Origin of the sequence: Cellulophaga baltica 18, assembly GCF_000468615.2 — a bacterium.
Classification (GTDB): domain Bacteria; phylum Bacteroidota; class Bacteroidia; order Flavobacteriales; family Flavobacteriaceae; genus Cellulophaga; species Cellulophaga baltica.
In genome coordinates, this window is record NZ_CP009976.1 from 2937193 (window position 1) to 2961985 (window position 24793).

General features: G+C 32.7%; 18 protein-coding genes. 2 read left to right on the plus strand and 16 right to left on the minus strand.

What is annotated here, in order from left to right; all coding sequences use genetic code 11:
* Positions 1–103: 103 nt before the first annotated feature.
* From M666_RS12570 to M666_RS12610, 9 genes are all read right to left on the minus strand, one after another.
* On the minus strand, positions 104–604 hold the full coding sequence (locus M666_RS12570) for a GIY-YIG nuclease family protein (protein WP_029446131.1): 501 nt from the start codon (positions 602–604) through the stop codon (positions 104–106).
* Between the two features lie 473 nt (positions 605–1077).
* Entirely contained in the window at positions 1078–1896 is an 819-nt protein-coding gene (locus tag M666_RS12575; RefSeq protein ID WP_039326393.1) for a hypothetical protein, read from the minus strand.
* 230 nt (positions 1897–2126) lie between these two features.
* A complete protein-coding gene (locus tag M666_RS12580) occupies positions 2127–3098 on the minus strand; it encodes a toxin-antitoxin system YwqK family antitoxin (protein ID WP_029446133.1) in 972 nt (323 codons plus the stop codon).
* Between the two features lie 114 nt (positions 3099–3212).
* Positions 3213–4712, minus strand: coding sequence for a syntaxin family protein (locus tag M666_RS12585; protein WP_151198051.1), 1500 nt, complete (start codon positions 4710–4712; stop codon positions 3213–3215).
* A 593-nt stretch (positions 4713–5305) separates the two neighbouring features.
* Entirely contained in the window at positions 5306–6004 is a 699-nt protein-coding gene (locus M666_RS12590) for a hypothetical protein (protein ID WP_029446135.1), read from the minus strand.
* A 185-nt stretch (positions 6005–6189) separates the two neighbouring features.
* Positions 6190–6570 (minus strand): hypothetical protein, encoded by a 381-nt coding sequence (locus M666_RS12595; RefSeq protein ID WP_151198052.1) that lies wholly within the window; start codon positions 6568–6570, stop codon positions 6190–6192.
* A gap of 289 nt (positions 6571–6859) precedes the next feature.
* A complete protein-coding gene (locus M666_RS12600) occupies positions 6860–7267 on the minus strand; it encodes a DUF2314 domain-containing protein (protein ID WP_029446137.1) in 408 nt (135 codons plus the stop codon).
* A gap of 164 nt (positions 7268–7431) precedes the next feature.
* Positions 7432–10485 (minus strand): HD domain-containing protein, encoded by a 3054-nt coding sequence (locus M666_RS12605; protein WP_029446138.1) that lies wholly within the window; start codon positions 10483–10485, stop codon positions 7432–7434.
* Positions 10486–10833: 348 nt separating this feature from the next.
* Positions 10834–11181 carry a hypothetical protein gene (locus M666_RS12610; RefSeq protein ID WP_029446139.1) on the minus strand — a complete coding sequence of 116 codons (348 nt, stop codon included), beginning with the start codon at positions 11179–11181 and terminating at the stop codon, positions 10834–10836.
* Positions 11182–11516: 335 nt separating this feature from the next.
* Between M666_RS12610 and M666_RS12615 the strand changes: the two genes are divergently transcribed.
* Together M666_RS12615 and M666_RS20495 are read left to right on the plus strand one after the other, a co-directional pair.
* The gene (locus M666_RS12615) at positions 11517–12107 is read left to right on the plus strand and encodes a hypothetical protein (protein ID WP_029446140.1); all 591 of its coding nucleotides are present in this window, start codon (positions 11517–11519) and stop codon (positions 12105–12107) included.
* 203 nt (positions 12108–12310) lie between these two features.
* The gene (locus tag M666_RS20495; protein ID WP_158400236.1) at positions 12311–12481 is read left to right on the plus strand and encodes a cyclic nucleotide-binding domain-containing protein; all 171 of its coding nucleotides are present in this window, start codon (positions 12311–12313) and stop codon (positions 12479–12481) included.
* A gap of 20 nt (positions 12482–12501) precedes the next feature.
* Here the strand turns inward: M666_RS20495 and M666_RS12620 are convergent, their stop codons facing one another.
* From M666_RS12620 to M666_RS19990, 7 genes are all read right to left on the minus strand, one after another.
* Positions 12502–13977 (minus strand): serine hydrolase, encoded by a 1476-nt coding sequence (locus M666_RS12620; protein ID WP_029446141.1) that lies wholly within the window; start codon positions 13975–13977, stop codon positions 12502–12504.
* Between the two features lie 161 nt (positions 13978–14138).
* Positions 14139–14666 carry a sigma-70 family RNA polymerase sigma factor gene (locus tag M666_RS12625; protein WP_029446142.1) on the minus strand — a complete coding sequence of 176 codons (528 nt, stop codon included), beginning with the start codon at positions 14664–14666 and terminating at the stop codon, positions 14139–14141.
* Positions 14667–15192: 526 nt separating this feature from the next.
* Complete coding sequence (locus M666_RS12630; protein ID WP_029446143.1) at positions 15193–15786, minus strand: DUF6134 family protein; 594 nt, start codon at positions 15784–15786, stop codon at positions 15193–15195.
* Positions 15787–15958: 172 nt separating this feature from the next.
* On the minus strand, positions 15959–16582 hold the full coding sequence (locus M666_RS12635; RefSeq protein ID WP_029446144.1) for a hypothetical protein: 624 nt from the start codon (positions 16580–16582) through the stop codon (positions 15959–15961).
* 140 nt (positions 16583–16722) lie between these two features.
* On the minus strand, positions 16723–19461 hold the full coding sequence (locus M666_RS12640) for an RICIN domain-containing protein (RefSeq protein ID WP_029446145.1): 2739 nt from the start codon (positions 19459–19461) through the stop codon (positions 16723–16725).
* 57 nt (positions 19462–19518) lie between these two features.
* Entirely contained in the window at positions 19519–21450 is a 1932-nt protein-coding gene (locus M666_RS12645) for a T9SS type A sorting domain-containing protein (protein ID WP_158400238.1), read from the minus strand.
* Positions 21451–21577: 127 nt separating this feature from the next.
* On the minus strand, positions 21578–24547 hold the full coding sequence (locus tag M666_RS19990) for a carbohydrate-binding protein (protein ID WP_029446147.1): 2970 nt from the start codon (positions 24545–24547) through the stop codon (positions 21578–21580).
* Between the last annotated feature and the right edge of the window lie 246 nt (positions 24548–24793).

The window sequence follows — 24793 nt, forward strand, 5'->3', positions numbered from 1 at the left end:
TTTTAAATAAAAAGTGCATGGATAAATATGCTTATTAAAGTTAGTTTGCTAAAATCAAAGTTAGCGATTCGTAGATACCTCCGTTTTGGTTATACATTATTGGCTATATTTTTTCATTCTCATCATTAGATTTTACAAAACGATATTCAAATGTATAATCTAAAGCTTCCGCAACTTTTTTTAAACTATTAATTGATATTGCTCCTGATTTCTCACTTTGTTGTATTTTGTAAACTCCTTGCCTTGTCATATCAAGTTTAGACCCAAGTGATTCCAGCGATATCTTATGTCTTTTTCTTATTGTTAAAATTTGTTCGTTTCCTGCAAAAGCTTCATTTACAAATCCGAACTCGTATTTTCTGTCTTCAGAACTATTTTGGCTTATAAAATTCCTAATAGGTTCAGAGTATTCGAACCATTCTCCACTTTTCCTGAATGCTTCAAATTTTTGATGAAGTTCTCTTTCTCTATCATAATTCCCGTCAATTATTAATAAAACTTCTAATTCAAATGGACTGGATGTCTGAATAGATGGAATTCTATGAGTCGGATCATTTGCATATCCAATTTTTATTCTATTATTTGCCTTTAAAAAATATATCATTATTTACTTTGGTGTGTTTTTTTAAATTAAAGCCAACTATTATATATTCAACATATGTTCATTATAGCTATTATAAATTTACAACACTAAGATTAGTTTTTATATCAAGAACAGGTGCCTTAAATTAATCGCTCTATCAAACCAATGCTTAGCTGTCACTATGACGTTCACCTAATGATGCATCTGTAGCATCATCCTATAAAATTACAGGACGTCTAATTCTCTTAGTCATGTTTCCTGGTCTTGTTTCTAAATACACATTAAAACATACCGTAAACTATGTAAATTTTTGTGGGGGGAGTATTACGTTGCTAATATAAAACATAATAGTATTTGAAACCTTGCGGAAATCCGCAGAATTTGAAAAGTTTTAAAATTTATAGGTAGCACGGTATTATAAAATTTCTATTTTGAAAAGTAAGGTCTTTAAGAATTAGTAGGTTTTTAGCTTAGCTCTTTATTGGTAAAAGCTTTCATTCTTCGTAAAACTCTTTTATGATAATATTTTTGTCAGCTGTTAATTTTTTCAATTCACTTAAAATATAATATCGGTGCATAAACCCACAGAGTACAACAATTTTTTTGCCTTGATGCTGTTCAGAAATCTGCATTATATTTTTGGCCATTGTTTGATTTCTCAAATCCCAGAAATCACCGGCCAACTGATATCCATCTCGATAACTTATTTTTTCACCATTTGGTTTCGTGTGAAAGCGTGTTGCAAATTCATTTCTTTTATTCGTTATTTTGGATAGCATTGTATACTGATAATATTGTCTTTCTGCGCAAATGCTGTCTGTTGATGGGTTATTGAAATTTTCAGGAGATTTAGATGCTACTATGATTAATGGTTCTATGAGCGCTTTATATTTATTATGAATTTTGGCTTCTGTTTCGGATAATAAATCAACGTTATTTAAACTATCTATTAGTTTTGTTGTTAACCCATCTGTTGGTCGTGAGCCAGTATTTATCCTATATTCATTTCTTCCTTCAAATTCATAGGGTCTCAATTTAGTGCTTGGGTATTTTGCAATATATTTTTCAGAGGCCATACGCTCATTACTATTTGAAACACTTTTGTGTTTAAAATCTGAAGTAAAAAAAGAAGTGTCTAGTTCCTCTAATATAAAATCTGGTTGAATATTTTCTAATATATGGAAGAGAATCTCAGGGTTGAAATTAGGTTCTGGTTTATGAAGTGTTCCAATAACAATTATTTCGGTTGTTTTTTCTGTCTTACAAGATAAAATTGTTGCTAAAACCAGTAATAGTGGTAGTATTTTATTCATTAGGTAATTGTTACTTAAGCTGGAGCCAAGTGTATTGTGGAGCATACGAAAGTTTTTTACTTCCGTTTACGCACATAGCAAAAGCTTGTTGTTTGTATTTTTATTAGAAACGTTATTTTTTTTAATGTTCAGGATAATAAATTATAGAGCACGGGAGAAGTATTGACTTTCACTTAAGGCCGAACCCTTTATGTTTATTGTCCTTTTTAACAATAGTTTTAATCAAGGCATTATCTTTTATAGGACTTGTCTGGATTTAATTTTAAGACGCCATCAAGCAATTCATAATGGTTTTTGATGAGGACGATACCTTCTTCATAAATAAACTCATAGTAATATTCATAGACCTGATCAAATTGAAAAAGGTGACCGGTGTAGGGTTCACCCTCTTTAAAATTAATCTCTACGGTTTTACCATTTAATGGGTTTTTAGATCTTTCTAAAACCACGACATCATTTACAAAGGTTTGTTCTGCTAGCAGTGTATCTTTATAAAAAACTTGTTGAATACCTTCTCTTTTACTGTCTTTATAATGGGTATGCACAGCTATTGAAGAATTATTCTCAATTTTTAATCCTTCTATAATTTCAGTACTAGAACTTGGGTAAATGCCTATACCTATTAGTTTGTCTCCTTTCGTATTCCTCCAGTATACGGTATCTTTTTCCATACCAAATACGCGTGTTTTAAGGTTGTGGAAGTCATTTCTTGCTTTAAATTCTACTTGTTTAAGTAGTTTTCCATGCGCATAATACTGCTTAAAATAGGCATCAGAATATCTGCTAGAATAGATACCATCATAAATTTCTCCGTGTTTATACTCGGTCGTATAATCTATTTTACCATTTTCTAGATAGGTTATAGACGGTCCGTGTAATATGCCCTTTTTATAGGTTGCAGAATTTGTTATTTTTCCCTCAGCAGTATACCAAACTATCTTATCTTCTAGGGTTTCATTTTCTAGCTCAGAAATATGCCCTTCCATTTGTAGCTTCCCATTGATATAAAAATCTTTTATATGAAATAGGGAGTCGTTTTTTTTAGTTAGAAGCCTGTAAAATTCCGCTTTTTCTTTCGTTGTTGTCTTCCAGTCTTTATCAAAGTAAATTTTGGATTGCGCATACGTATGTTGAGAAATAAAAAGATAGGATATTATAATGAGTAAGCCTCTTAAGTACTTTTTAAAGCTATTTTCTTTCATGTTTTAGTAAAATTTATAGGCAGTTGCTATGCTTTTATTATTAGAATTAATACAGGGTTTGTTAAGGATTGATTTTACATAGCTGTTTACTGAGTGGTCAAGACCACATTTTTTTTATTTAGTAATTGCTTTTTTGATTAATGGAATTGAATAATATAAAAATATAAAACCAGAAATAAGGAGAATTGGATGCAGGTTATCGCCAAGTTTTGTTAATATATCATTGTATACATATCTTGGAAAATATTCACTACCCGTTTTTGTTGAAAGTACCTGAAGAGAGGAAACACAAAAGAGTAATGTGTAGACTAGAGGAAGAAAACAGATGAGTCCTAGATTAAATAGTACACCAAAAATAAATTTGTTTTTTTTGTAGAGTATATAGGGCAGGACAATAAAACTCGTATATAAAACTAATAAGCAAATGATTTGAACATATACTTCTTCAAAATAAGTTTTACTGTGATCTATTGGACCAATGGAAATGATAAAAACGACAGCAGTTAGAATTAACGAGGTAATAAAGATTTTAATATTCGAAATTCGGAATACAAATACTATTATAGAATAAATAAATGCTAAATATAAATAGTAATTCCAATTGGATCGTATTTTCTTTAATAGATTGCCTTTTAGGCTATTATTAATAGGGTGGAATATACTCGTCAAGGAAAAAACATCTATATAAGGATTTTTATCTTCTACTTTTTTGCTATAGCCGGCTGTTCCATAAGTCATTAAAGCATCAGTACTATTAGGGTCTGTACCGAAAATAATATTTCTAACAACAGATTGCTCATTATATACTAGGTCAAACCACTCTTCTGCATCTATATTTCTCTTTATTTCATACTTATCTGTAAGTGAAATAAAGTCAGCCATTATTTTTTTTATTTGTTCTTCCCTGTCCTCACTATTTAAAAGTTCGTGAACAAATTTGTTCATGTTATACCTTTTTTTAAGGTGGGCATTATGATATCCTTCTGCTTGAAATTTATAATTAGTATCTGCAATAGTAGTTTTTACAGGTATTAGAACACTTGAGTAATTGTAATAATTTAATTGATATTCTTTATAACTTTTAGCTTTTGAAAGCTGATAGTTAGTGTAATTTTTGATTTCTACAATGGCTTTTTTTATCTTACCATTTTCTTTATAAATAATTTCTCCTATTTGGAAATCATTGGTATGCGTTGTATCAAGTTTTAGATGTGGTAAGGGTTTAAAAATTAAATAATCAGCAGGAATAGTATCAAAAGGATTTCTAATAACATTGGTAATGGAATCAAAAGAAATCATAGTAATTTTAGTGCTATCAGAATTTATTTTGGTCCTTACGGTACGGTTATCACTTCTGTATTTTTCATTATAGGTTTCTTCTGTTTCTTTAACGGACCAGAACCGATATTTTCTATCTTCATAATTATAGAAGTAATCCTCAGTAGCATCACTTGATATTTCCGTAGATGTTAACTTATCAAAAGGAAAGTCATAGGTACGATTGCTTAAAGAATAATATGCTTTATCAAAATTTAAAAATACACCAGCCTTATTCACTATCTCTATGTCCTTAGCCAGCTCTTTATTGGAATAATTAGATTTAATACCACACATTAATCCAATGCTAAACGAATAGTAAAATGAGGTTAGGCAAAATGAGATAAAAAAATAACATAAAAATTGAAAGAAAATTTTTCTATTGGAAAATTGAAAGAAAGATTTGAATGATTTTTGTTTACTCATTAAAAATATCCAAAATATCAATAGTAGTAGCGATGTTAGTGCTCCTATTAGGAGTAAGTTGTTTTCATAGTACTTATGAAACTCATATTCTTGAAATACTTTTGGATCATCTGTTAACAGAAAACCGTAAATAAAATAGATCAAGTGAAAAATACCTGTTATTAGTAGTATAGGTAATAACTTAGTATTTTTTAAAGTGATATGTTTATTTTCTAAATTTTTAAATAAGGTTTTCATGTGCAGTTGGTAAATAAGTTGATTAGAGTGAGAAAATTTAATTATTAAACTAAAACGTTTTTTGTGACTATATATTAGTAGCATCACCTAATACATTACGAAGCGCTTAATTTTTTCATTTATAAATTATATGCAAAGGGTACTGTAAATAATTTTCCTCGAGTAAATAATTAGCCTTTTATTGGATTACAGCGCACTTGAAAATCTATGACTTTTTTAATTGGTATTTAACAGATCAGCAACAAACGATGTTGTCCTGTTATTTCGTTAGGTGCTCTGTGAATACACGGAAGGGATTTACTTTCAGGATGATCCACGGCTAATTTCCATAAATGGCCAATGCCTAAGTTAATAATAGGCGCTTCAGGTTTCGGTTGATAATGGAGATCAAAGAAATACTCACTTAAAAATGCTTCAAAACCTTCATCTGCTCCACCATATAGTTTTCTGAGTTCCTCCCGAATTTCAGGTACCAATACTTTTTGAATGGCTTGTGAATTGGGGATTATATCGCTCGAATCGCCATGGTACGTGCATAAAAAGGTATCGGTAGGGATAGGAGAACGATCTACATGAAAAGAATACACATCTGTTGGGAAAAATGGGTACGCATCATCTCTTTCATAACATTTGATTAGATTTAGTACCGGAGATGCACCAAGATTTTTCAAGGCCTGCAAATCATTTAAAAGTATTTCACGAGCAAGTTGTCCCTGATCGCTTAATTCGAGTTCACGAAGCTCTTCTTGATTAATTTCCGCTATGTTTTCGTGAAGTTCTATTTGCTGGATAATCTCAGCAAAATCGCCTACTAATTCACGAGTCCAACAAGCCGCGTTAATTTTTCCAATAAAAGGCATGGAAATAAGGTCTTCAAAATTCGTGACACAGCGAATTTGATGCTCAGCATGAGATAAATCTATCATAATGGTTTACAAAAATTGGATACTAAACAAATGGGCATAATACCGCCAATTTAAGATATCTTGAATAGATGTTACTATATACCTCAAATTTTATATTTAGCGAACTTTATAAAAATACGCAAACCTTTCGATCCTGCCTGCCGGAAGGCAGGTAAGTCCAAAGCTCTTATTGTTTATAGTTTGTGTTATCCAGCGTTTTTTTTCGGTATGCTTTCACAGTCTGCTAAATTCTGTCTCTTTTTAAATTCTACCCAGAATTCTTTAATCGATTTGAAGTTTAATTTATCATCAATTCGGTTTAGAGTGCTTACACCCACGAAACTATATTTTCCTGAACCTATTATATAGTTAAATTCCATTTTATCATTTCCTACATACTTCATCTTACCTTTAACAGAATCAATCAGTTGTCCAAATTGGATAAAATAAAGAGTATCATTTTCAATGTCCATTTTTTGCCATTCAGTTAGGTCATCTCCATTAGTGTCTGATGCCGCACGTATCGAATCATTTCTAATATATATCTCATAATAACCGGTTTCACATACGTAATAATTTCCATCCATTTTAGGTTCATTTTGACATCCAAATGAAATTGTCAAAATTAAAATCAATATGTATTTAATATTTTGAATGTTCATTAAAATGATGGCTAACGGTCTCAGCTAAGCGTAGTGCGGAGTCAAGGAAACCTTTCGTTTCCGTCTACGCACGAAGCTAAAGCTTATTGTTTTACTTTTTCTTTTTTTGTCCAAAGCTAAATCCAAAAGATTTTGCGGACTTCATAAAAATACACAAACCTCATGATTAAACCTGAAGCCCGTATTGTTTATAGGTTGTGTTAGGCAAAGTTTTTTACTCGTACATATTTTTTTCCTGAAGTAGTATTTCGGGTAGTTCGCCATATTTGTCGATATAAATTTCAAACATGGCTTTCATAGTAAACCCTCCTTTTATTTTTTCATCTGGGACAGTTACGGTCCAGTCCACAATATCATTTAGGCTGTACTTTACATTTCTGTCCATTTTTCCATCATGAGTAATTGGTGGAGTAGTTAAAAAAACATCTAAATCACTATTCATTATTTTGGTGACATCTCCCCAAAGAAATTCAGTTTCTCCTGAGTTTGTCAAAAATGGAACTTTAACATGTCCTTCTTTTGGGTATAGGTCCAATAATTTTTTAAACTCGTCTAAACTATTTTTTGCATTTTTAATTGCGGCAATCATTGTCGGGTTATCTTTATTAATTTCCAAGGGCATGATTTTAGGTCTTGGAGAACGAAAGAAAAAAAAACAGACACCTAGAAAAATAAAAAGCCCAACTAAAATATATATCATTTTCTGAAATTTCGCCTAGCGTTTTGTGTATGGTGTCGTAGTATCCCGAAGGGTGCTATGCACTATACATATTGTTGGCTACCGTTTTAGTACATATCTCTTCTAAACCAAACTGTAGTATCATATTTAATAAAGTCTGTTTTCAAAATCGTTGTAATTAATTCATCTTTATCTACTCTGTTCCAAACAATTTTGTCAAGATCACGATTATTATTTCTTTGGAATCTGGATTCTATTAATTCTTCAATCTTGGACTTGTCTAAATTTTTATAGTAGAAGAAACTGTTTAATAAGGCAACAATTTTAGCTAAAGCTATTTTGTCTTCTTGTGTTTTATCAGATAATTGTTCTATTAGTTTGACTAGATAAGTGTTTAATTCTGAGTTTTTCAGAATAAACAATGCATTAGAGGAATTTATTGCTGTTTGATTAATTGAATCATCAATATCGAAATCATGTAATTGTATAAAACACTTAGAAACATGCCCTCTATACGGTTCGTCATCCATAAGGTTAATCTCTTCCCAAATTTTCTTATCGCTTAAAGACCATTTTAAGTCTAGGCGTCTTTGTGAAGGAATTATTTTGATAGAGTTAACTTGAAAGTTTTCCCCAATTAGTTTTTCAATATATTTATCAGATTGATTATTGTTGCAAAGAAGATTGTCAATGTGTCCTATATTAGAATCACTATCTCCAAAAATACTTTGCAACAATGATAATGCAGAAGTATTGGACGATTTAACTTCTTTGATAAGTGAATCAGCTGAGGAGTAAGAAGCACAATCAATTGTCCAAAAATGGTTGATTGTTTTTAATTCATTTATGCTTTTTAATTCCCGTTTATTATTGTTTTCAATTAAGATACATTTTGTATTTGACAGCTCTTTTTCAAAAATTTCCAAATCTTCAAATTTAATGTCTCTTTTGTTATATGGATTCGATTGAGAAAATGATTTTAGAAGCCAATTTCCTTCAGTTGCTGCCCAAGTAATAGAAAACCCTTGTTTAATTAGGTTCTCCATTTCGTCAGAAATATGTTGTAAATACAAATTGTAAATAGATGTAAGTAGCACTTCCTTTTCTGGTGTGATTTCAATGTTTGAACGAGCAACGTTTGTTTTGGGGGAGTTTTTACCAGTTGAATTTACAATTGCAAATAGATTTCTGCCTTGAAAACCAGGGGTATTAAAATCGACCCTAATACCTTCTACGCATGTCCCTATAGGAGGCATGTTTTCTCTTGAATGTTCACGGTATTCTAAAAAATTCCATTCTTTCCAGTGTTCAACATACCTGAGAGCAAATGCCAAGGTTACTCCATCATGATAAACTTCTTTTATTTTTAAGTTTTTATCGGTGAAATCATATCCTGCATTTTCCAAATATTCTTTTAGTAATTCACTAGGCTTTTTATAACCTATATTTATTTCATTTCCATTGTCATTGAACGTCATTTTACAATCAGGAAATAATATCCATTTTTTTAAATCACTTTCAATATTGTCTAAATCAACTTCTGTGCGTACATACAATTTAATAATAGTACCATGTTCTTTTATTTCGGCTGGTAATTTGTCAACAGGTAAATATTTCAATAAATATTTACCATGTATTTTTTTTATCCTAAGTAGAATTGCTTTGTCTGATTCACTTGATTTGGTAATGATATCAATATCATTGGCGATTAAAAAACAAGTTAATAAACCAATACCAAATCTACTAATAGAAGAGAAATCAGGATTGTTTTTTATAAAATTTTCATCTTGATATCTAGAAGATCCTACTTTGAGTAGATGATTTTGGATAATTTCAAGAGTCATTCCTGTACCGTTATCCATAAAAGATAATTCTCTATCCTTGTTACTCCAAGATATTTTTATTTCAGGTGCATAAGAATTGCTCCCTTGTTTATCTAATTCATATTTTTTAAGCTTTGAAGCATCAATTCCATTTTGAGTAAGTTCTCTTAATACTACGGAAGAATCATTGTAAAGAGTATGACCAATTAATAAGTCAAGTATTTTTGTTTGGTCAAGAACAAATTCAAATTGTTTTTTTTCAAAATCTTTTGTTTCTATTGAACTATCATCAATCCTCTTCCAAGGATAGTTGAAATTGTATCCATAAGTTTTATTGGCTAATTCGTTTAGTCTGAAATTTTCTTTGAGTTGTGAATTGGCATAGTTAATATATGAAATCAATCCAAAAAAGCCCATATCCTTCTCAAAAAGAGCTATAACTTCCAGAGTGTCTTGGATTATTGTTTCATCAAATTGACCTTCTGAATTTTTTTTGGTTTTAACCCTAACAGTTTTGACAGACTTTTGTTTTGCCCATTCCTCTTGACTAATTGGATCAGAAGGGTTTATTAAATTATACTCTATTGAGGGAGTTCTGTCAGAAGTTATGTGAAGTAAATCTGCTGTTCTCAATATTAATGCACAATAGTGCAAATTAACTTTTTCGTCTTTTGAAGGACCATATTGTTGATCAGGTTTGTATTTTTCAAAATCCTCTAAATCAGATAAATGGTGACTTTCGCAAATTAAAGCTAAGTCTCTTCTAAACATATTATCAGCATTTGAAATCAACTTTTTGATTTCATCTATAATTGCAATATTATTAGGGTAAATAGGGTTATTCTCTTCTAAAATCCAATACTTAATCCTTTCTGCATGGGTTCTTCTGACATGCTCCTGATAAATAAACCTATCTTGTTTTTCAACACCTTCAAGATTGAAAATTTTTTCTTTAAAATCTTGACCAAATTTACCTTCTTCTATTAACTGTTTGTACTTTTTAAAGGAGGTCTTATTTCGACCTTTAAATTCATCTTTAGTCACTAACATACCTAAATCATGAAAATAAATTGCTAGGGTAACCATTAACCAATCAGAGGATGTCATTATATCTTGAGTTTCGTTAGGTATTATCCACTCAAGCGAATCAAGCATGTAATCTATATGGCTAATGTCATGTTTGGTATACTCATCAAAAATTCCTTCTCTCCCTATTTGAGCTAGGATTAAAGCAACTTGTTTTTTAATATGTAATAGTTTTATTCCGCTAAAAGCATTTAAATTTTCAGCTTTTTCAGCTTTTTCTTCAGCTTTGCTTTTGAGTTTTATTTCGCTCATATGTTATTTTTTAATGGTAGCCAACCAATTGTATAATGAACATATGTTCATTATACTGCCAATTTAAGATATATTAAACATATGTTCATTATATCTTCTATATAATTTTAAAGAACTGAGACCTACATCGATATACTACTTACATTACCATAAGCTCCGTTTGCTTAGCTATAAAACTATGGGTTGGATGGTAAGTACTGTATCAGCAAAATCGTTAGCTATTTACTTGAATATGTATCTAACTCTAGATCGCTAGGATCATCTTGTAAAAGTACAGGACGTCTAAATTTTCTTATTTAAGATTCTAAATGGCCTATGAGTTCTAAGAATTTTTTTGTGCTTTGTTGCTTACATGGACCATAAACTCCACTTTGATTTTATGGCTTCGGGATTTATTTTTTTTATTTTTTTATGAAATATCGCAAAATTTTTATTCCATAGTGTATAATTATGTGCAAACTTAAATACCACAGTGGTAGCATTAGCTTGTTGAATGGTAATCTGCCAAATACGTCTATTATTTACTTGAGTAGCGGTTCTTTTAAGCTCCGTAATGGTACTGAGTTTAAACACTTTTTTTTGAAGGTCTTGATGAATAGCATAGAAATTTTCATGGTCAAAATAAAACTCTTCTTTGCTTATAAGTTTTTTTTCAAGTCCGAAAAAGAAGGGTTTCATAGATATTTTTTTTGGCATAGTGTTGATCGCTTTAGGAGCATGAACTGCAGTTACATAAGGTTGTGTGTAAAATGAGTAGGATGGGAGACAAGTATCAAGGTTTTGGTTTATTACTCCGCTATTTATAAATATTTAACTTTTATCTTTTTTGTTGAAAATGCCAATTTTCAGGTTTGGCGGACTTTATTAATATTCATAGAAAATAAAATTTAGCACAGACGCCCTATGTTTTTTATATCTATTTTAGTATCAATACAATTTTTAATACGATATAGGTATTAAATGTTTCTTATTGATATTAGAAATATAATAAAAATAAAACACATTAATTTAGCATTTAAATAATTGAAATTTTGAGAAATTTTCTTCAAATCATCGTACTATTCATTATCAGTTTTTCTTTATGCTGTTGTAAAAATGAAAAACCGGAACCACAAAAAAAAATATCAGAAAAACCAAAAAGTACAGAAAAGAAGGAAAGCTATAAAGTCTGTTTAGACAAAGATTCTATTAAGGACATACGATTAGGTAATTATGCTTATAAACTAAAAATAACTCCAAATTTATCTCAACCTAAGCATAATATGGAGTATGAATTATTATTAATAAGGGATAAGAAAAAGGCTAATAATGGTAATTTAAAACTCAATGATACCGTAATTAATATTTTAATCAATAAAAAAAACATTGCTGCTTTGGCTGATAATCAACAAAAAGACCGCATAAATATTGATAACTTTCATTTAATGTCAACTAGATATAATTACAGTCGATCTTCCGAAATTCATTTTGAAGTAGTCATGTACTCAATAAAAGATTCACTGTTTTGTAATGCAGATTATCATTTTAATTACGAAACTGGAAAATATAGGTTTGGGATTTATAAAGAACAAGAAACCAAAATAAAAGCTTTGAAAAAATATAACAATTTTAAATGCCATTAATTTTCTATGCTCAATGTCAACCTTTCCATCCTCCATTTGAAGGATTAATTAGTTTTTATTCTCTTTTCAGATTCATTTTGTTCAAATAGTCCTCAATCATCTCTAATTTTTATTTCCAATAGTTATGCTTACTTATCTTTTAGTCTTATTTTTTGATACTATTTTCCCTATAAAATTCTTATTTTAATATTGGCAATACTTAAATGAAACATCCATTACAGCAACATATAGAAGAAATTATTAAGCTGACAGACGAAGAGTTTGAATTCATCTTGAGCCATTTTGAAACTACAATCAAACGTAAACATCAATACATTTTGCAAGAAAATGAAATTGCTGACAAAGAATATTGGATAGTGAAAGGTTGTCTATAAGGCTACTTTTTTGACGAAAGCTAATTAGATTGTTCTAAGACTAAATTTATCTCTTTAATATTTTTTTTAGCATGGGTGTTATCGGGATCTAATGTTAGGACATTTTCATAACTCTCTTTTGCGTTTTTATATTGTTTAGCCTTGTAATATGCTTCCCCTAGGCTATCGTATAAATTTGCATTTTCAGGATCTGTTGAAATTGCAAGTTTAAAAACGTCTATAGCCAAGGCGGTTTGCTCTTGGTACAGAAAATCATAGCCGACTTTGTTAAGATAGTTTGCTGTGGCAAAATATTGGACCGTATCCTTCTTTAATTCTAAGTATTGTTTTGATGCTTCTTTTGGATCTTTAAGAAACAAAGGCGCTACTTGTGACCATAAATTGATTTTCGGGTATCTAATCAGGTCATATTCTATCTTATTGTATAGATTTATCCAATCGTTTACAGCTTCTTCAGAAGTAGTATTCATTAGCAATATTTGTCCGTAATTAGTATCTGGACAAACCAATAGAATACTTTGTACGCCATTGGAGGTTCCTGATTTTAAATAATAAAACCCTTCTTCTTCAGCATACCCCACATCCCAAAAATAGCCAACACTTTCTTCCTCATTTTCAAATAAAGTACGGGTAGCTTCTTTTATAAAGGGCTGCTTAGCTTCTAATTGAAATTGCATGAATTTCATTAAATCTGGTAGCGTTGTGATAATGCCCGATGCGCCTCCTAATAACGGATTCTCGTCTATTGTGGCTAATGCACCAGATTCTGTGTAGCCATGGATAAGACGGTCTTTGTGGTTGTTATAGTCCTGTAGATAGGTGTTTTTCATACCTATCTCTTTAAGAAATTCGTTTAATAGTTCAGGATAAGGTTTCTTATATACCTGTTCTAAAATATAAGCAGCAATTTCTGGACCTACATTATTATACTCATAAAATGTTCCTGGTGCATGGCTTAATGTTGTTGTTTCTAACTCATCAAATAAGTCCTCTATCGTATAGGCAATAGGGTTCTTTGCATATTCCCCCGAAAATATTTTGGAATATACATTTTTCAATTTCGTAGGGGTTTCAAATCCTAGTGTATGGGTAACTAAGTTTTTAATAGTCACAGGAGTGCCTTCATATGCTAAATTAGGATAGGCTCTTGGCAAGAATTCTCTAATATCTGTATCTAATGACACTTTCTTATCTACTATGGCTTTTGCCATTAAGGAACCCGTAAAGACTTTTGAAATGGAAGCTATTTCAAAGAGTGTTTGATTATTTGGAGGGTTTTTTGAAACGGAATCAATTGCTCCGTAATAATTATGATATGTATTTCCGTTTTTGTACATGCCTACAGACATGGATTTTATGTTGCCACGGCTTACTATATTCTCAGCATATTGATCAACAGATTTTGTTAACTGTTCAAATGGCTCGATGGTGTTTTTTTGTTCAGACTGGCATCCTAACAACATAAGGAGACCAATTACACTAGCAATCTTATTCATATTTTTTATTTAAAGACATCGAAGATTTGACTTTGTTACGTTTTAGTACTAAGATATGACTAACAGTATAAGCAACAGCTAAGTTTTTAAACGACTCAAAGCGGATAGCTAAAGAAGAAATTAGCTGTTTTCTACTTCAGTACCCTGTTTGGAAGCCTATTTCAGGATGCTTTACAAACAGCACAGTTAGACTCCCCACTTAACTTTCCATTTTTATCAAACTCATATTTACAACATGTGTTGAATTTGTTCTTTAAAATATCTTTGCCTCTTTTAATTCTTGCTTTTACGTTTTCAAGACTTATATCTAATTGTATGGCAATATCTTTTTGCTTTAGTCCTTTGATATAAATTAACTCTATTACCTGTTTGTAAATCTCAGGAAGGTCATTTATGAAGTTATCAAAGCAACAGACCGATTGATATTCTTCCAACGGCTCACTTATATTCGCACTATTTTTCTCCACATAAATTGCTTCCTTCGTATAGTGATTGGCTATTTCGTTTCTAGCTATTTGAAAAATCCAAGCCCTAGCTTTTTCTTCTTTCTTTAGTTTGGATACATTTTCATGAATTTTCAGGAACGTGTTTTGGAAAATATCATTGGTCCGATCTTTATTTTTTGTTTTTTTTAAAATAAAAAAATAGAGCTCATCATTGAATTTGTTCCATATTTTTTGAGTTTCCATATTTGAAAAATAAATAAAAGCTAGTTAAATAACTAGCTTTTGATAAAATTAACAACAGGTACATTTAGTACATTCACATATAGTACATGGGCAATTACGTTCCATGCAATTTTTACAATTACATTTGGCACATTCACAATTGGTGCATTTACAAGTATTCATAGTATTCTAATTTTTAAGGTTCAGTAAGTAGACTGATAAACCTTAAAAAGGATACATTTTATTTTACATTTTATTATTGCTGTTGTACTTTTTTGCTTGTCATCGGTTCTCGATACTATTTTTGTTTCGCTGCCCTACACAAAAATCACTCGAACTGACAATGCGTTTTTAAATTGAATACGGTTGTCACTTCGAGTGAATTTCAAGCTTTTTTTGGCTTTAAATTAGTATCTAGAAGTATTTTTGTCACTGAGGGATTCGATGCAATTTTATAGCGTTTGATGCCTGTTTTAAAGCCTAATTTTTGAAATTATCATCAATCATCAACAAGTAGGAGGGAAGGCTTACTTATTTTTATGAAAGTCTATTTCCGCAATAGCATTTCAAAAGCGATGAGACCACCGTCAATAACCGCTTTTTCTAAGACACCGTTCTTGTAATAATAGACATTCTCTTTGCCATTCGCATTAATTTTTTTGTACACATGATTGCCCAAAGAGACTATGGTATTAAAACTACCGTCTTGCTCAGAGTAACAATTGTTTATATGTGTGGGTTCTAAAAAATACAATAAGATGGTGGTGTAATCAATGGTAGTTTTTATAGGGACTTCAGACTTTCCATTTTTAGTAATTAGATATTCGTTCTCATGCCATTGCGTAAGTGTTTTTGCGTGCGACTTATCATTTATATGAATATTTACCACTGCTTTTTTCAAAAGTTTAGCCTCAAAATCTACACTATAATTATAGTTTACAGCAAATTCTTTTATGAGTCTAAACGCAATAGTACTTGAGGTATGATAGGTTGTTTTGGCATCCTTGTGAGTTTTTGTCGCTTTTAAACTTCCAATAGTTTTCTCTTTATAGATAATATCATACCATAATGTTTTATCTGGGGAAGGTGTTAAATCTCCTTGAAACATTATAAAATTGAAAAGTATCAGACACCAAAGCATAGGCTTGTATTTAAAGAATATGTAGTCGTAAAACCATTTAGATTACAAGATACAAAGGTAATTAGAACCGAGGTATTCAAAGCTGATGATTATCATTGAAGGTTACATCTTGTTTTTAAAAAAGGGATGCTTTCTAAGAAAGATGGATATTCGTAGAATTATGTTTTCTGACTTATTCGCTACTCGTGATGTATTTCCGTTTGTATTCTTTTAAAAATTGCTTTGGGTTTTCATTATACATTTTCGGCTTTCCTTCTATTAAATACCATAATTGCGCGGTTGTTGTACCTAGCATATTTGTAGGCTCCAGACCTATTAGCTCTTCTGGTTTACTGCCGTCAGAACATTCAATACACCAAAATCTATTTTGTATGGCTAGATGTTTTGGAAAAGTAGTTGCTTTAATTTCCTCAAATTCTCTTTTTTTATTTGATTTGTAAAATCGGTACGTGATGTTATTAAAGTCCGTTTCTCTATCATAATACACTACATAAAAATCTTCTTTATAAAGTCTAAATAGCACAAGAATAAAGGGTGTTTCGTGAGAATAAGCTTTATCAAGATAATTAAACTCAATCAAGTTTTTCACATCTCCACCTCCCCAACCTAAACCATGACCGCCATAATAGACCCTTTGAGAATGTGTTTTTTTAATAGGGATTACTAGATTTTTAGTAGCCTGAATATCTAGCCTACTCTTTACCGTCTCTCTTTGTATTTTTAAGAAATAAATCAAACTAAGAAATGAGAGAACAATTCCTAAAATAGTGTAGCCTATGTATTTTAAAACTTTCATTTTGTGCGGATCAGTTATTCAATTATTAAAAAGATGTGATTTGTTGGAAGATACTATACTTTTAGCATTCGTATGAACTAGCTATAAACAGAAAAGCCTCCCAGATGTTATATCTGGGAGGCTTTATAAAGGTATTCTGCTTATTGTTTAAAAAACTGTAGACTTTCTTTACCGGCTACAGAAATTATATACATTCCGGATTTTAGGCCATCTAAAGAAATAAGTTCTTCATCAGAAGTCACGGGTATGGCTTTTAAAACGATACCACTCATATCTCTAATTTTTAATTCATCTCCTGAACTTACGCCCACAATCTTTATATATTCTTGCGCTGGATTCGGAAATACTTTCAGTGCCATTGCACTTACGGTAAGGTTGGCAGCCGCAGGTACAATCTTCCATTTTTGATTTCCATTTGTTGTAGCATAAGCATACGTAATAACATTGGTGTTCAAGGCCCCGTTATTGCGGTCTAAACCTTGTGCATGACAATGGTTTGGTTGTATCCCATAAATACCTTCTCCATTTTCAACAACTTTCCATTGTTGATGCGCCTGTCCTGCACTTGTGTAGGTCGCTACTTGTATGCTATTTTCACATTTAGCATAAGGGACTTCCAAGAACCTATTGTTGCTCTTGTTTTTAATCGTGTACACATTAGCACCTAAATGATTAAATACCCATTTTTGATCGTCATAATCACCTGGGTTAATCATTTTAGCGGCATAATTTTCTAAAGCTCTAGATAACAAGCGTTGATTAGAGTTTATAGATTCTAAAGTGTATACTCCGTTTTCTATTAATTGTGAGCTTATTGGTGTATTGGTGTCTGCTGTTCCTTTTAATAAAATAATGGCAGAATAGGGCGCTATGGTAATATTGCCAGAATACGCCTTATGTGTAGCATCTACATACGCAATAGTACCTAAGTTTACGGTCTTATTTGCTCCTGTATTATTGACAACAAATTTAATAAATGAATCAGGATTAGTAGAAGTACTAAAACTAACAGGCGCTCTTTTGCCTTTTTTTTCATAATTTGGGTACTTAGTTTTAAACTGATCTAAGGTGTAATCATTGGTCTGTCTGGCCACCGTTACACTCACTTCTTTTCCATCGGTATAAGGCTGACAGTAATAATTGCTATTGATATCGCCTAGAAACGTATTAAAATTTGCATCTGTAATTTGATTGGTATATCTAGCAGAAAACTGCGTAGGTTTTTTAGAGAATAAAATATTATTGGTCACGGTATTATTGGTAGACTTCGCAACACTACCACCAGCACCAAAACTATTTGTATAGGTAGATAATACTAGACCATAATCACAGTTATACACCGTATTATCTTTAATGCTATTTTTACTAGATAAATTAGCCATAATACCCCAACCAACTACGTTGTATACTGTATTTTCATAAATGGATTGATTTTGTGAATCGTTATCAATATATATACCAGCAGTTTTTACGCCTCTACCGGTAGGGATACCTCTGATAGCTCCTGGAGAATCATGTACCATATTTTTATATACGCTATTTGTAGCCTCTTTATTCCCAACAGAGTATATGCCGCCACCATCATCTTTGGTATAGCAATAATTACTAATATCATTATAGCGTACTTTAAAATTACCGCCCGAAAAATTTAAGGCATGGTATCCTATATCCTTAAGTGAGTTTTTTTCTATGATGTTCTCCGAAGATCCAGATTTACTGATGAACCTAACGCCTGTATAGCCTATAAAACTGCGGTCTCCCATACCAGAGCGCATACCGATGTTTACAATTTTATTGTTGGTAAACGTGAGTCCGCTTATAGCTTCCCAACGAATGGCGCTATTATTACTTTGCTCAAACGTATTGTTTGTGGCTGTTATATTGGTAAGTGTAAAACCTAAGGATAAATAGTTGTTTCCGTTTTTAAAATCACAGTTGGTCATCGTTAAATTTGCGGCACCGCTTACCGCCAATGTTTGTTTTAAACCGCCTTCTATTTTTAAATCTTGAATTTTAATATAGCTACTATTGTTCAAAGCCAAAGCCTCTTCTCCTTCAGGAATTTCTACACTCAAACTATTAGGGTCATTAGTACTATACAAGTATAAGACACCAGCAGTAGTGTCATGAGCCCATTCTCCATTTTTGTCTAAAGTGTTTACATGGTTTTGGAAAAAGTAGCCAAAATTGTTTTCTATATTATTTTCAAAATTACCAGAAGGGTCAGATAAACTAAAGTTTACCGTGGTACCGGAGTGAGACGTTATAGTTTCTACTTTTACGTTATCATCTGTAGTTCTTATGGTAATTTCACCACCTCTAAAACTATTAGAAGCGTAGGGTAAACTAGAAGCTTCAGAAATAGAGGTATTGTTTCCTGCATGATCCTTGATAGTTCTATAGCCACCATTAGGCGCATCACTATTAGGTTCTCTACCTATTTGCTGTGCTACATTCTCTAAAAATAAAGATGGAATTCTCCCATTATCAATTTTAGGTAGGCTTACTTTCCAGATAGCACCACTATGACGTGTCCATCCTGTAATTTTTTTTGCCGCCCTTAGCACGGGTTTAGCTCCAGATCCATAAGATTTTAATACGATGGCATTGCTAGAAGAACCTTTTTTTCCTTTTAAATCTAGACTTCCGTAAAAGATATCTCCACTATTAAAATGAATAATGTCTCCTGGAGCTAGAGCATTCTTCATGCTGTTTACTTTGTTTATGGTTTTCCATGGGGATGCTGCTGATGTCCCATTATTTGAATCAGTGCCCGAGGCACTTACGTAATAGTTTTTTTGAGCGACTAGGGTAGTGCTGCAGAGTACTAAAAATAGGCCTAGTATATAGGTGCTTATACGTTGTTTTGTTGAGTTCATAGTAGTTTTTATATAAAAATGAGACCTAAGCATTGTTGTCTTAGGCCTAATTTTAAATTATTCTTTTATAAATTGTTGATTGTTTTTTCCTGCGATAGAAATAATATATTTTCCTTTTTTTAAACTAGAGATATCTATGGTTTCTTCGGTATGTTGCGCTACTTCTTGCAGCACACGATTTCCAGAAAAATCGTATACGATAATCATGTCACCATGAGCAATACCTGTAGCGGTTATATAATTTTGTGCAGGATTAGGAAATAATAACACGGAAGGTTCAATTGAAACTTCGCTGATACTTTTTGCGGCAGCACTATTTAGCGCACTACAGGATAAAGTAAGTTTAGGAGCCATGGTACCCTCTTTAGACCAAAAAGAAACATCATTACCACTAACTTGTCTAACGATTATTGTAATGGTTTCTCCTGCAGTAATACCCGATAGGTTCCATTGGTAGTTTGCCCCTACATTATAGGTGCCTGTTTTAGTTCCTAATAAAGCACCTTGAACGGGTCTGTTACCGCTAGATAAGTTCTCTTCTGTCCAATTCGTAGATTTTCCTTTAAAAATATCTATACGACCGTTTCCGTTATCAGAAGACACGGTTAGGTTTAGGATTGCAGCATCGTTAGCTTTAAAATTAGTAGGGATTTTAAATTTCAGGAAAACCAATCGTTTTCCGTTTTCTACTCGAAGCTGATTGCTATTATAACGTGTAGTTCCTTGAAGGTAGGCATCTTCAGTGGGGGATACGTTTAACACCTCCGTACATGGTGTACTTCCTCCGGTAGCTCCTCCTAATTTTATAGGATACAAAGTACCTCCTTTTGGGCTTAAACTTGCTGCCAATGCCGGAAAGTTGGTTGCAGGATTAGCTGGTTTCACCTCTTTAGGACCTTTGTATAATAAGGCAGGGTCTGACCAAGGTGTTGCATTGTTATGGTTTTTTTCTAAACAGGTATTTTTATAGATGAAATTAGGGTATTTAGAATTTTCATGTTGAATAGACCATGGGCCCATAATGGCATAATAATTAGGCTCTTTACTATTATTATAGGCGGCATTAGGCGTGTCTGCTTTTGAGTTAGGCATGTCAAAAGGCAAGATTATTCTGTTGTTTTCTATTAAATTATTGCCTTTGTCTCCACTATGAAAACTTACTTCTTGTTTAAAATCATTGTCATACACTACATTATATTCCACATTACCCCCTTGAAGAGAAATATGTCTTATATGCGTAATTTCACAACCGGTAACTAAGTTATAAGCTCCTTGAATAAAAAAGTATCCTTGTGCTCCTCCTGCTTTTTTGTGTGCTCCTTCTACCTTTAAATCTCTTAATGTTACATGGTTTGCAGGTACTCGGATCGGATCTTTAGCGCAATTTAGGATCGTCACTTTATCTAACCAACAATCTTCTGAAGCACTAATTTTAACAGAAATATTATCGTTATTTGGTAATTCATCATTGGCATCCAGTCCATAATTCCAGTCGTATTTTGGTGTTCCCCAACTGCCTTCTATAGTTAGGGTGTAGATCCCACTTTTACTCACTTTATAGAAGCTAAAAGCATCGCCATCCGTCATTTTTATGATACACTTGACTTTATTTCTATCTTCCCCAATTAAAGAGACATTTGATTTCATTACAATGCGCTTATCAATAGAGTAGGTTCCTTTTTTTAATAAGACAGCTACTAGTCCGCTTTCTTTAGACGCATCAACGATAGCTTTATTAATAGCATCACTACTGGCACCACTGGTCAGCGTTTTTACCACTCTAATATCTTTGACAAAAGGAATACCACCTCTAACACCCGCTGTTTGCCATTTTTTCATTTGAGGATAGCGGCTATCATATTTTCCGGAGTCGAAAGTTACCCCTGGATCACCCACTTTTAATTGGGCATTTAGTTGAAACCCCATAAAGAGGATGCACCATAGACTACTCATCGTATAGGCATATTTTTTAAATACGTAATTTTTCATTTTTCTCATGTTTAAACAGTATTCATAATTACAATGTTCTGCTCTAGCTCCTGCTGTTATTTGAAAAGAGCCTTTTTAAATGATAAAGAGCGATCTAGAATGTGCTATCCTAAATCGCTCTTAATTTTTATTGCTTGATAAATTGTAAACTTTGTTTTCCTTCAATAGAAATAATGTAGGTTCCTTTCCTTAGACTAGAAACATCTAAAGTTTCTTCTGTACTCAGTGCCTTTTTTTGCAGTACTATATTCCCTGAAAAATCATATACTATAAGCTGGTTACCGCTGAGGATGCCAGAAAGAGTAATATAGTTTTGTGCAGGATTAGGGTAAGCCACAAGTGTTGTTTTAGCGCTTGTAGCCGTAGCTACTAGCATACTTGCTGCCACATCTTGCTTTACAAAATTTAATTTATTTACATTGAATAGATATCCCGTGCCTCCGGTGAAATTTAGGGTTAGGGTTTGTTCTCCTGCCGTTAAGTTTACCGTAGTTGTTACTGTTTTCCAGGTCTGCCATCCTCCAGTATTTGCAACCACTAGTTGTCCTAAAGCTGCGCTTTCAGATACTAATGAAATTGTTCCTCCAGAAGTATTGGTAGCCACTCTAGCTTCTACTTGATACACGCCTGTTTCTGCTATATTGAGTAGGTAAGTGGTAGCATCTCCATTTTGGATGTAGCCAATGTTTTTACCTCCATCTGTATCGGTTGTATTTTCTAATTCAATACCAGATTGCGTTGCAAAAGCTTCCGCTTCTAAAACTCCAGGAATAGCAATAGACGTATCAATGGTATTACCTGTATCAGCACATGCTAATTCCAAAACCAGTTTTGGAGCAGAAGAACCTTCTTTAGACGAAAAAGAGACATCATTACCATCTATTTGTTTTACGATAAGCGAAATGGTTTCTCCAGGAGTAATGCCAGATAATACCCAGTTGTAAGTGCTGCCTACACTATAGGTGGTATTTAGAGAACCTAATTTAGTTTGTTCCCCTGGTTTATTGGTCGCAGATAAATTTCCTTCGGTCCAAGTATTTGTACTTCCTTTATAAATTTCGATTAAACCATTACCACCATCACTAGAAACGGTTAACGCTAATTTAGCACTCGTCACATTTTCAATGGTTGTCGGTACTGTAAATTGCAGATAGGATATTCTTTTTCCGCTTTCTACTCTTAATTCGTTAGTGTTATATTTGGTCGTATTTTGTAAATAGGCATCATGAGATAAGCTTGTTGCAAGAGTAGCATCACAACCACCTTCATTACCGTCACTATCTTTACTTGTAATTAAAGCCACCCAGTCATTGCTATCTGGCGCTACCAAATTAGTTCCTAATGTACTTTTAGCGGTAAGGCTACCTCCAGCTCTTGGGTTAAACCATTGTACATCATATTTAGCATTTCCTGCAGGTAAGCTTAAACCCGTACTACCTCCATTAGGTCTGTAAATAGCATAAATTTTACCTTCCGCGGCAAACACATAATCATTACTGTCCGTAGTAACACCATCTGATGAAACCATATCGGTAAGGGTAGGAAGTAAATTAGCAGCAAAAAATGCAAGCGCATAACTACCTTCTTTATACTTTACACCTCTTTTTCTGTGATCTTGCCCATTAAGATCTCCATCATCAGCAGTATAACCACTGTAATATTCTACACCAGCACCACCAGCCAGTAAAGTTGCCCAAAGTACTTTTTCTCTAACTTGTTTATCAGAAACCATGATCCCTTCTGATGCGCTACCTTGCTCATCATTTGCAACCACCCATTTTCTACCGGCATTTTTAGAGTTTTCTACCCATCTACGTACATCGTTATGTACATTATTCTGACTTGTTTGTACGGAGGCGCCTGTTAGATTAGATTTGCTCCCTAATAACGGATTATATCTTTGGTCTTGTTGTCCTGGGTATGTATGTAGTACTACATGATGTTGGTAAGGATCTAGATTTTGAATGTAGTTTACGGTAGATTTTACCACATCATCTTTAATCGTAGATTCTTCTGATAAGTTCCAGTTTAACGCTAAATGATGCCCGAATCTTGCAATTAATTCCCGGTAGTACAATTTTCTTTCTCTCCCAAAAGTATGCCCATCCATTTTTTCACAATTCTCTGTTTCCATGGTTTTAAAATGCAAGTACATTCCTTTTTTATCGGCATACTCCATTACTTTTTCCCACTGCGCTAGCTTAGAAACATCAAAACGGTCTTTATGTAATTTATCCCATTGGCCTGCTTTTGCCGTATTGGAATAATCTTGAGAAGTACCTTTTAGAATATGCGGAAACACTGCGCCGTCATCACCACCAGCGGCCCAAGTTAAGAATGACATTACATTGGCACCTTGACCAGAAAGGTAATTAATAGACCCTAGCATTCCTTTTCCTTTTCCGCCATTCCAAGTGTAGGCACTGGCATCGGTAGCCACATAGTCTTGTGTATGTGCTTCCCAAGTTTTGCTTTTGTTTCCTCCCGCCGTATTTCCTGGAGTACCATCAAAGTCTACATAATGAAAGCGATTTTCAGGAGAATCTGCTCCAACTTTCAAAAACCAAGGTCCGTTTGGATTCTCAGGATCACTTCCTATATGCTTTAAATAATGCGCTCCAACATAGGTTAACCTTCCAAGATCTTTACTTCTAAAATCTCTTCCAGATTTATTAGATTCTGCAATAGTAAAGGTTCCGGCAGTTCCATCCATAAATCCACCACTAGAACCGCCGCCATTAATGGCAACATTAGTTCCAGAGGTAAAGGTGGCTTTCCAAGTCCATGCGCCTGTATGGTCTGGAGCAAAATGTACCCTCCATTTATTTCCAGAATCACATCCTGTATTTTCTGCATCGCCACAAGCTGCAAAATACCCTGGAATGGTATAAGATTTGTTACTAGCAGTATGTGTAAAGACGACTTCTAATCTATAATCAGAAAACGGATTGGGAGTGGCAGTTTCGGTGGTATTTGGACCATTAAAAGTTAAAGATACTTTGTGCCATCTTTTGAGTTCTCCATCTAGCGTTTGTGCTTTTAAATTGAGACTTAAAAACATAAATGCCATAAGTAGGTAAGGTGTAATTGATTTCATAGGTGTTACGTTTTAATTATTAATTAATTGAATGTAATGAGTGGCTTATAGCAATTAAAAAAAGTTTGAGGCTTTGAATTTTTAATATTTGACCGATAGACATACCTATCCTGTTCCTCAAATTACCTCCTTTATGAATGGGTAAGAGAAACGTTCAAATGCCTATACAATTCAATTAAAAATTGATGTATATAGCGATAAGGCTCATTATCTTTTTATGCAGAAATAAAAGCTTGTTTTACTGAA

Bases quoted from the DNA above. Each gene is read 5' to 3' on its own strand.
- M666_RS19990 (WP_029446147.1), bottom strand. From the start codon at position 24,547: ATGAAATCAATTACACCTTACCTACTTATGGCATTTATGTTTTTAAGT.
- M666_RS12605 (WP_029446138.1), bottom strand. From the start codon at position 10,485: ATGAGCGAAATAAAACTCAAAAGCAAAGCTGAAGAAAAAGCTGAAAAA.
- M666_RS12580 (WP_029446133.1), bottom strand. From the start codon at position 3,098: ATGAAAGAAAATAGCTTTAAAAAGTACTTAAGAGGCTTACTCATTATA.
- M666_RS12570 (WP_029446131.1), bottom strand. From the start codon at position 604: ATGATATATTTTTTAAAGGCAAATAATAGAATAAAAATTGGATATGCA.
- M666_RS12575 (WP_039326393.1), bottom strand. From the start codon at position 1,896: ATGAATAAAATACTACCACTATTACTGGTTTTAGCAACAATTTTATCT.
- M666_RS12645 (WP_158400238.1), bottom strand. From the start codon at position 21,450: ATGAAAAATTACGTATTTAAAAAATATGCCTATACGATGAGTAGTCTA.
- M666_RS12635 (WP_029446144.1), bottom strand. From the start codon at position 16,582: ATGAAAGTTTTAAAATACATAGGCTACACTATTTTAGGAATTGTTCTC.
- M666_RS20495 (WP_158400236.1), top strand. From the start codon at position 12,311: ATGAAACATCCATTACAGCAACATATAGAAGAAATTATTAAGCTGACA.
- M666_RS12600 (WP_029446137.1), bottom strand. From the start codon at position 7,267: ATGCCCTTGGAAATTAATAAAGATAACCCGACAATGATTGCCGCAATT.
- M666_RS12625 (WP_029446142.1), bottom strand. From the start codon at position 14,666: ATGGAAACTCAAAAAATATGGAACAAATTCAATGATGAGCTCTATTTT.
- M666_RS12630 (WP_029446143.1), bottom strand. From the start codon at position 15,786: ATGCTTTGGTGTCTGATACTTTTCAATTTTATAATGTTTCAAGGAGAT.
- M666_RS12620 (WP_029446141.1), bottom strand. From the start codon at position 13,977: ATGAATAAGATTGCTAGTGTAATTGGTCTCCTTATGTTGTTAGGATGC.
- M666_RS12640 (WP_029446145.1), bottom strand. From the start codon at position 19,461: ATGAACTCAACAAAACAACGTATAAGCACCTATATACTAGGCCTATTT.
- M666_RS12610 (WP_029446139.1), bottom strand. From the start codon at position 11,181: ATGCCAAAAAAAATATCTATGAAACCCTTCTTTTTCGGACTTGAAAAA.
- M666_RS12585 (WP_151198051.1), bottom strand. From the start codon at position 4,712: ATGTGTGGTATTAAATCTAATTATTCCAATAAAGAGCTGGCTAAGGAC.
- M666_RS12590 (WP_029446135.1), bottom strand. From the start codon at position 6,004: ATGATAGATTTATCTCATGCTGAGCATCAAATTCGCTGTGTCACGAAT.
- M666_RS12595 (WP_151198052.1), bottom strand. From the start codon at position 6,570: ATGGATGGAAATTATTACGTATGTGAAACCGGTTATTATGAGATATAT.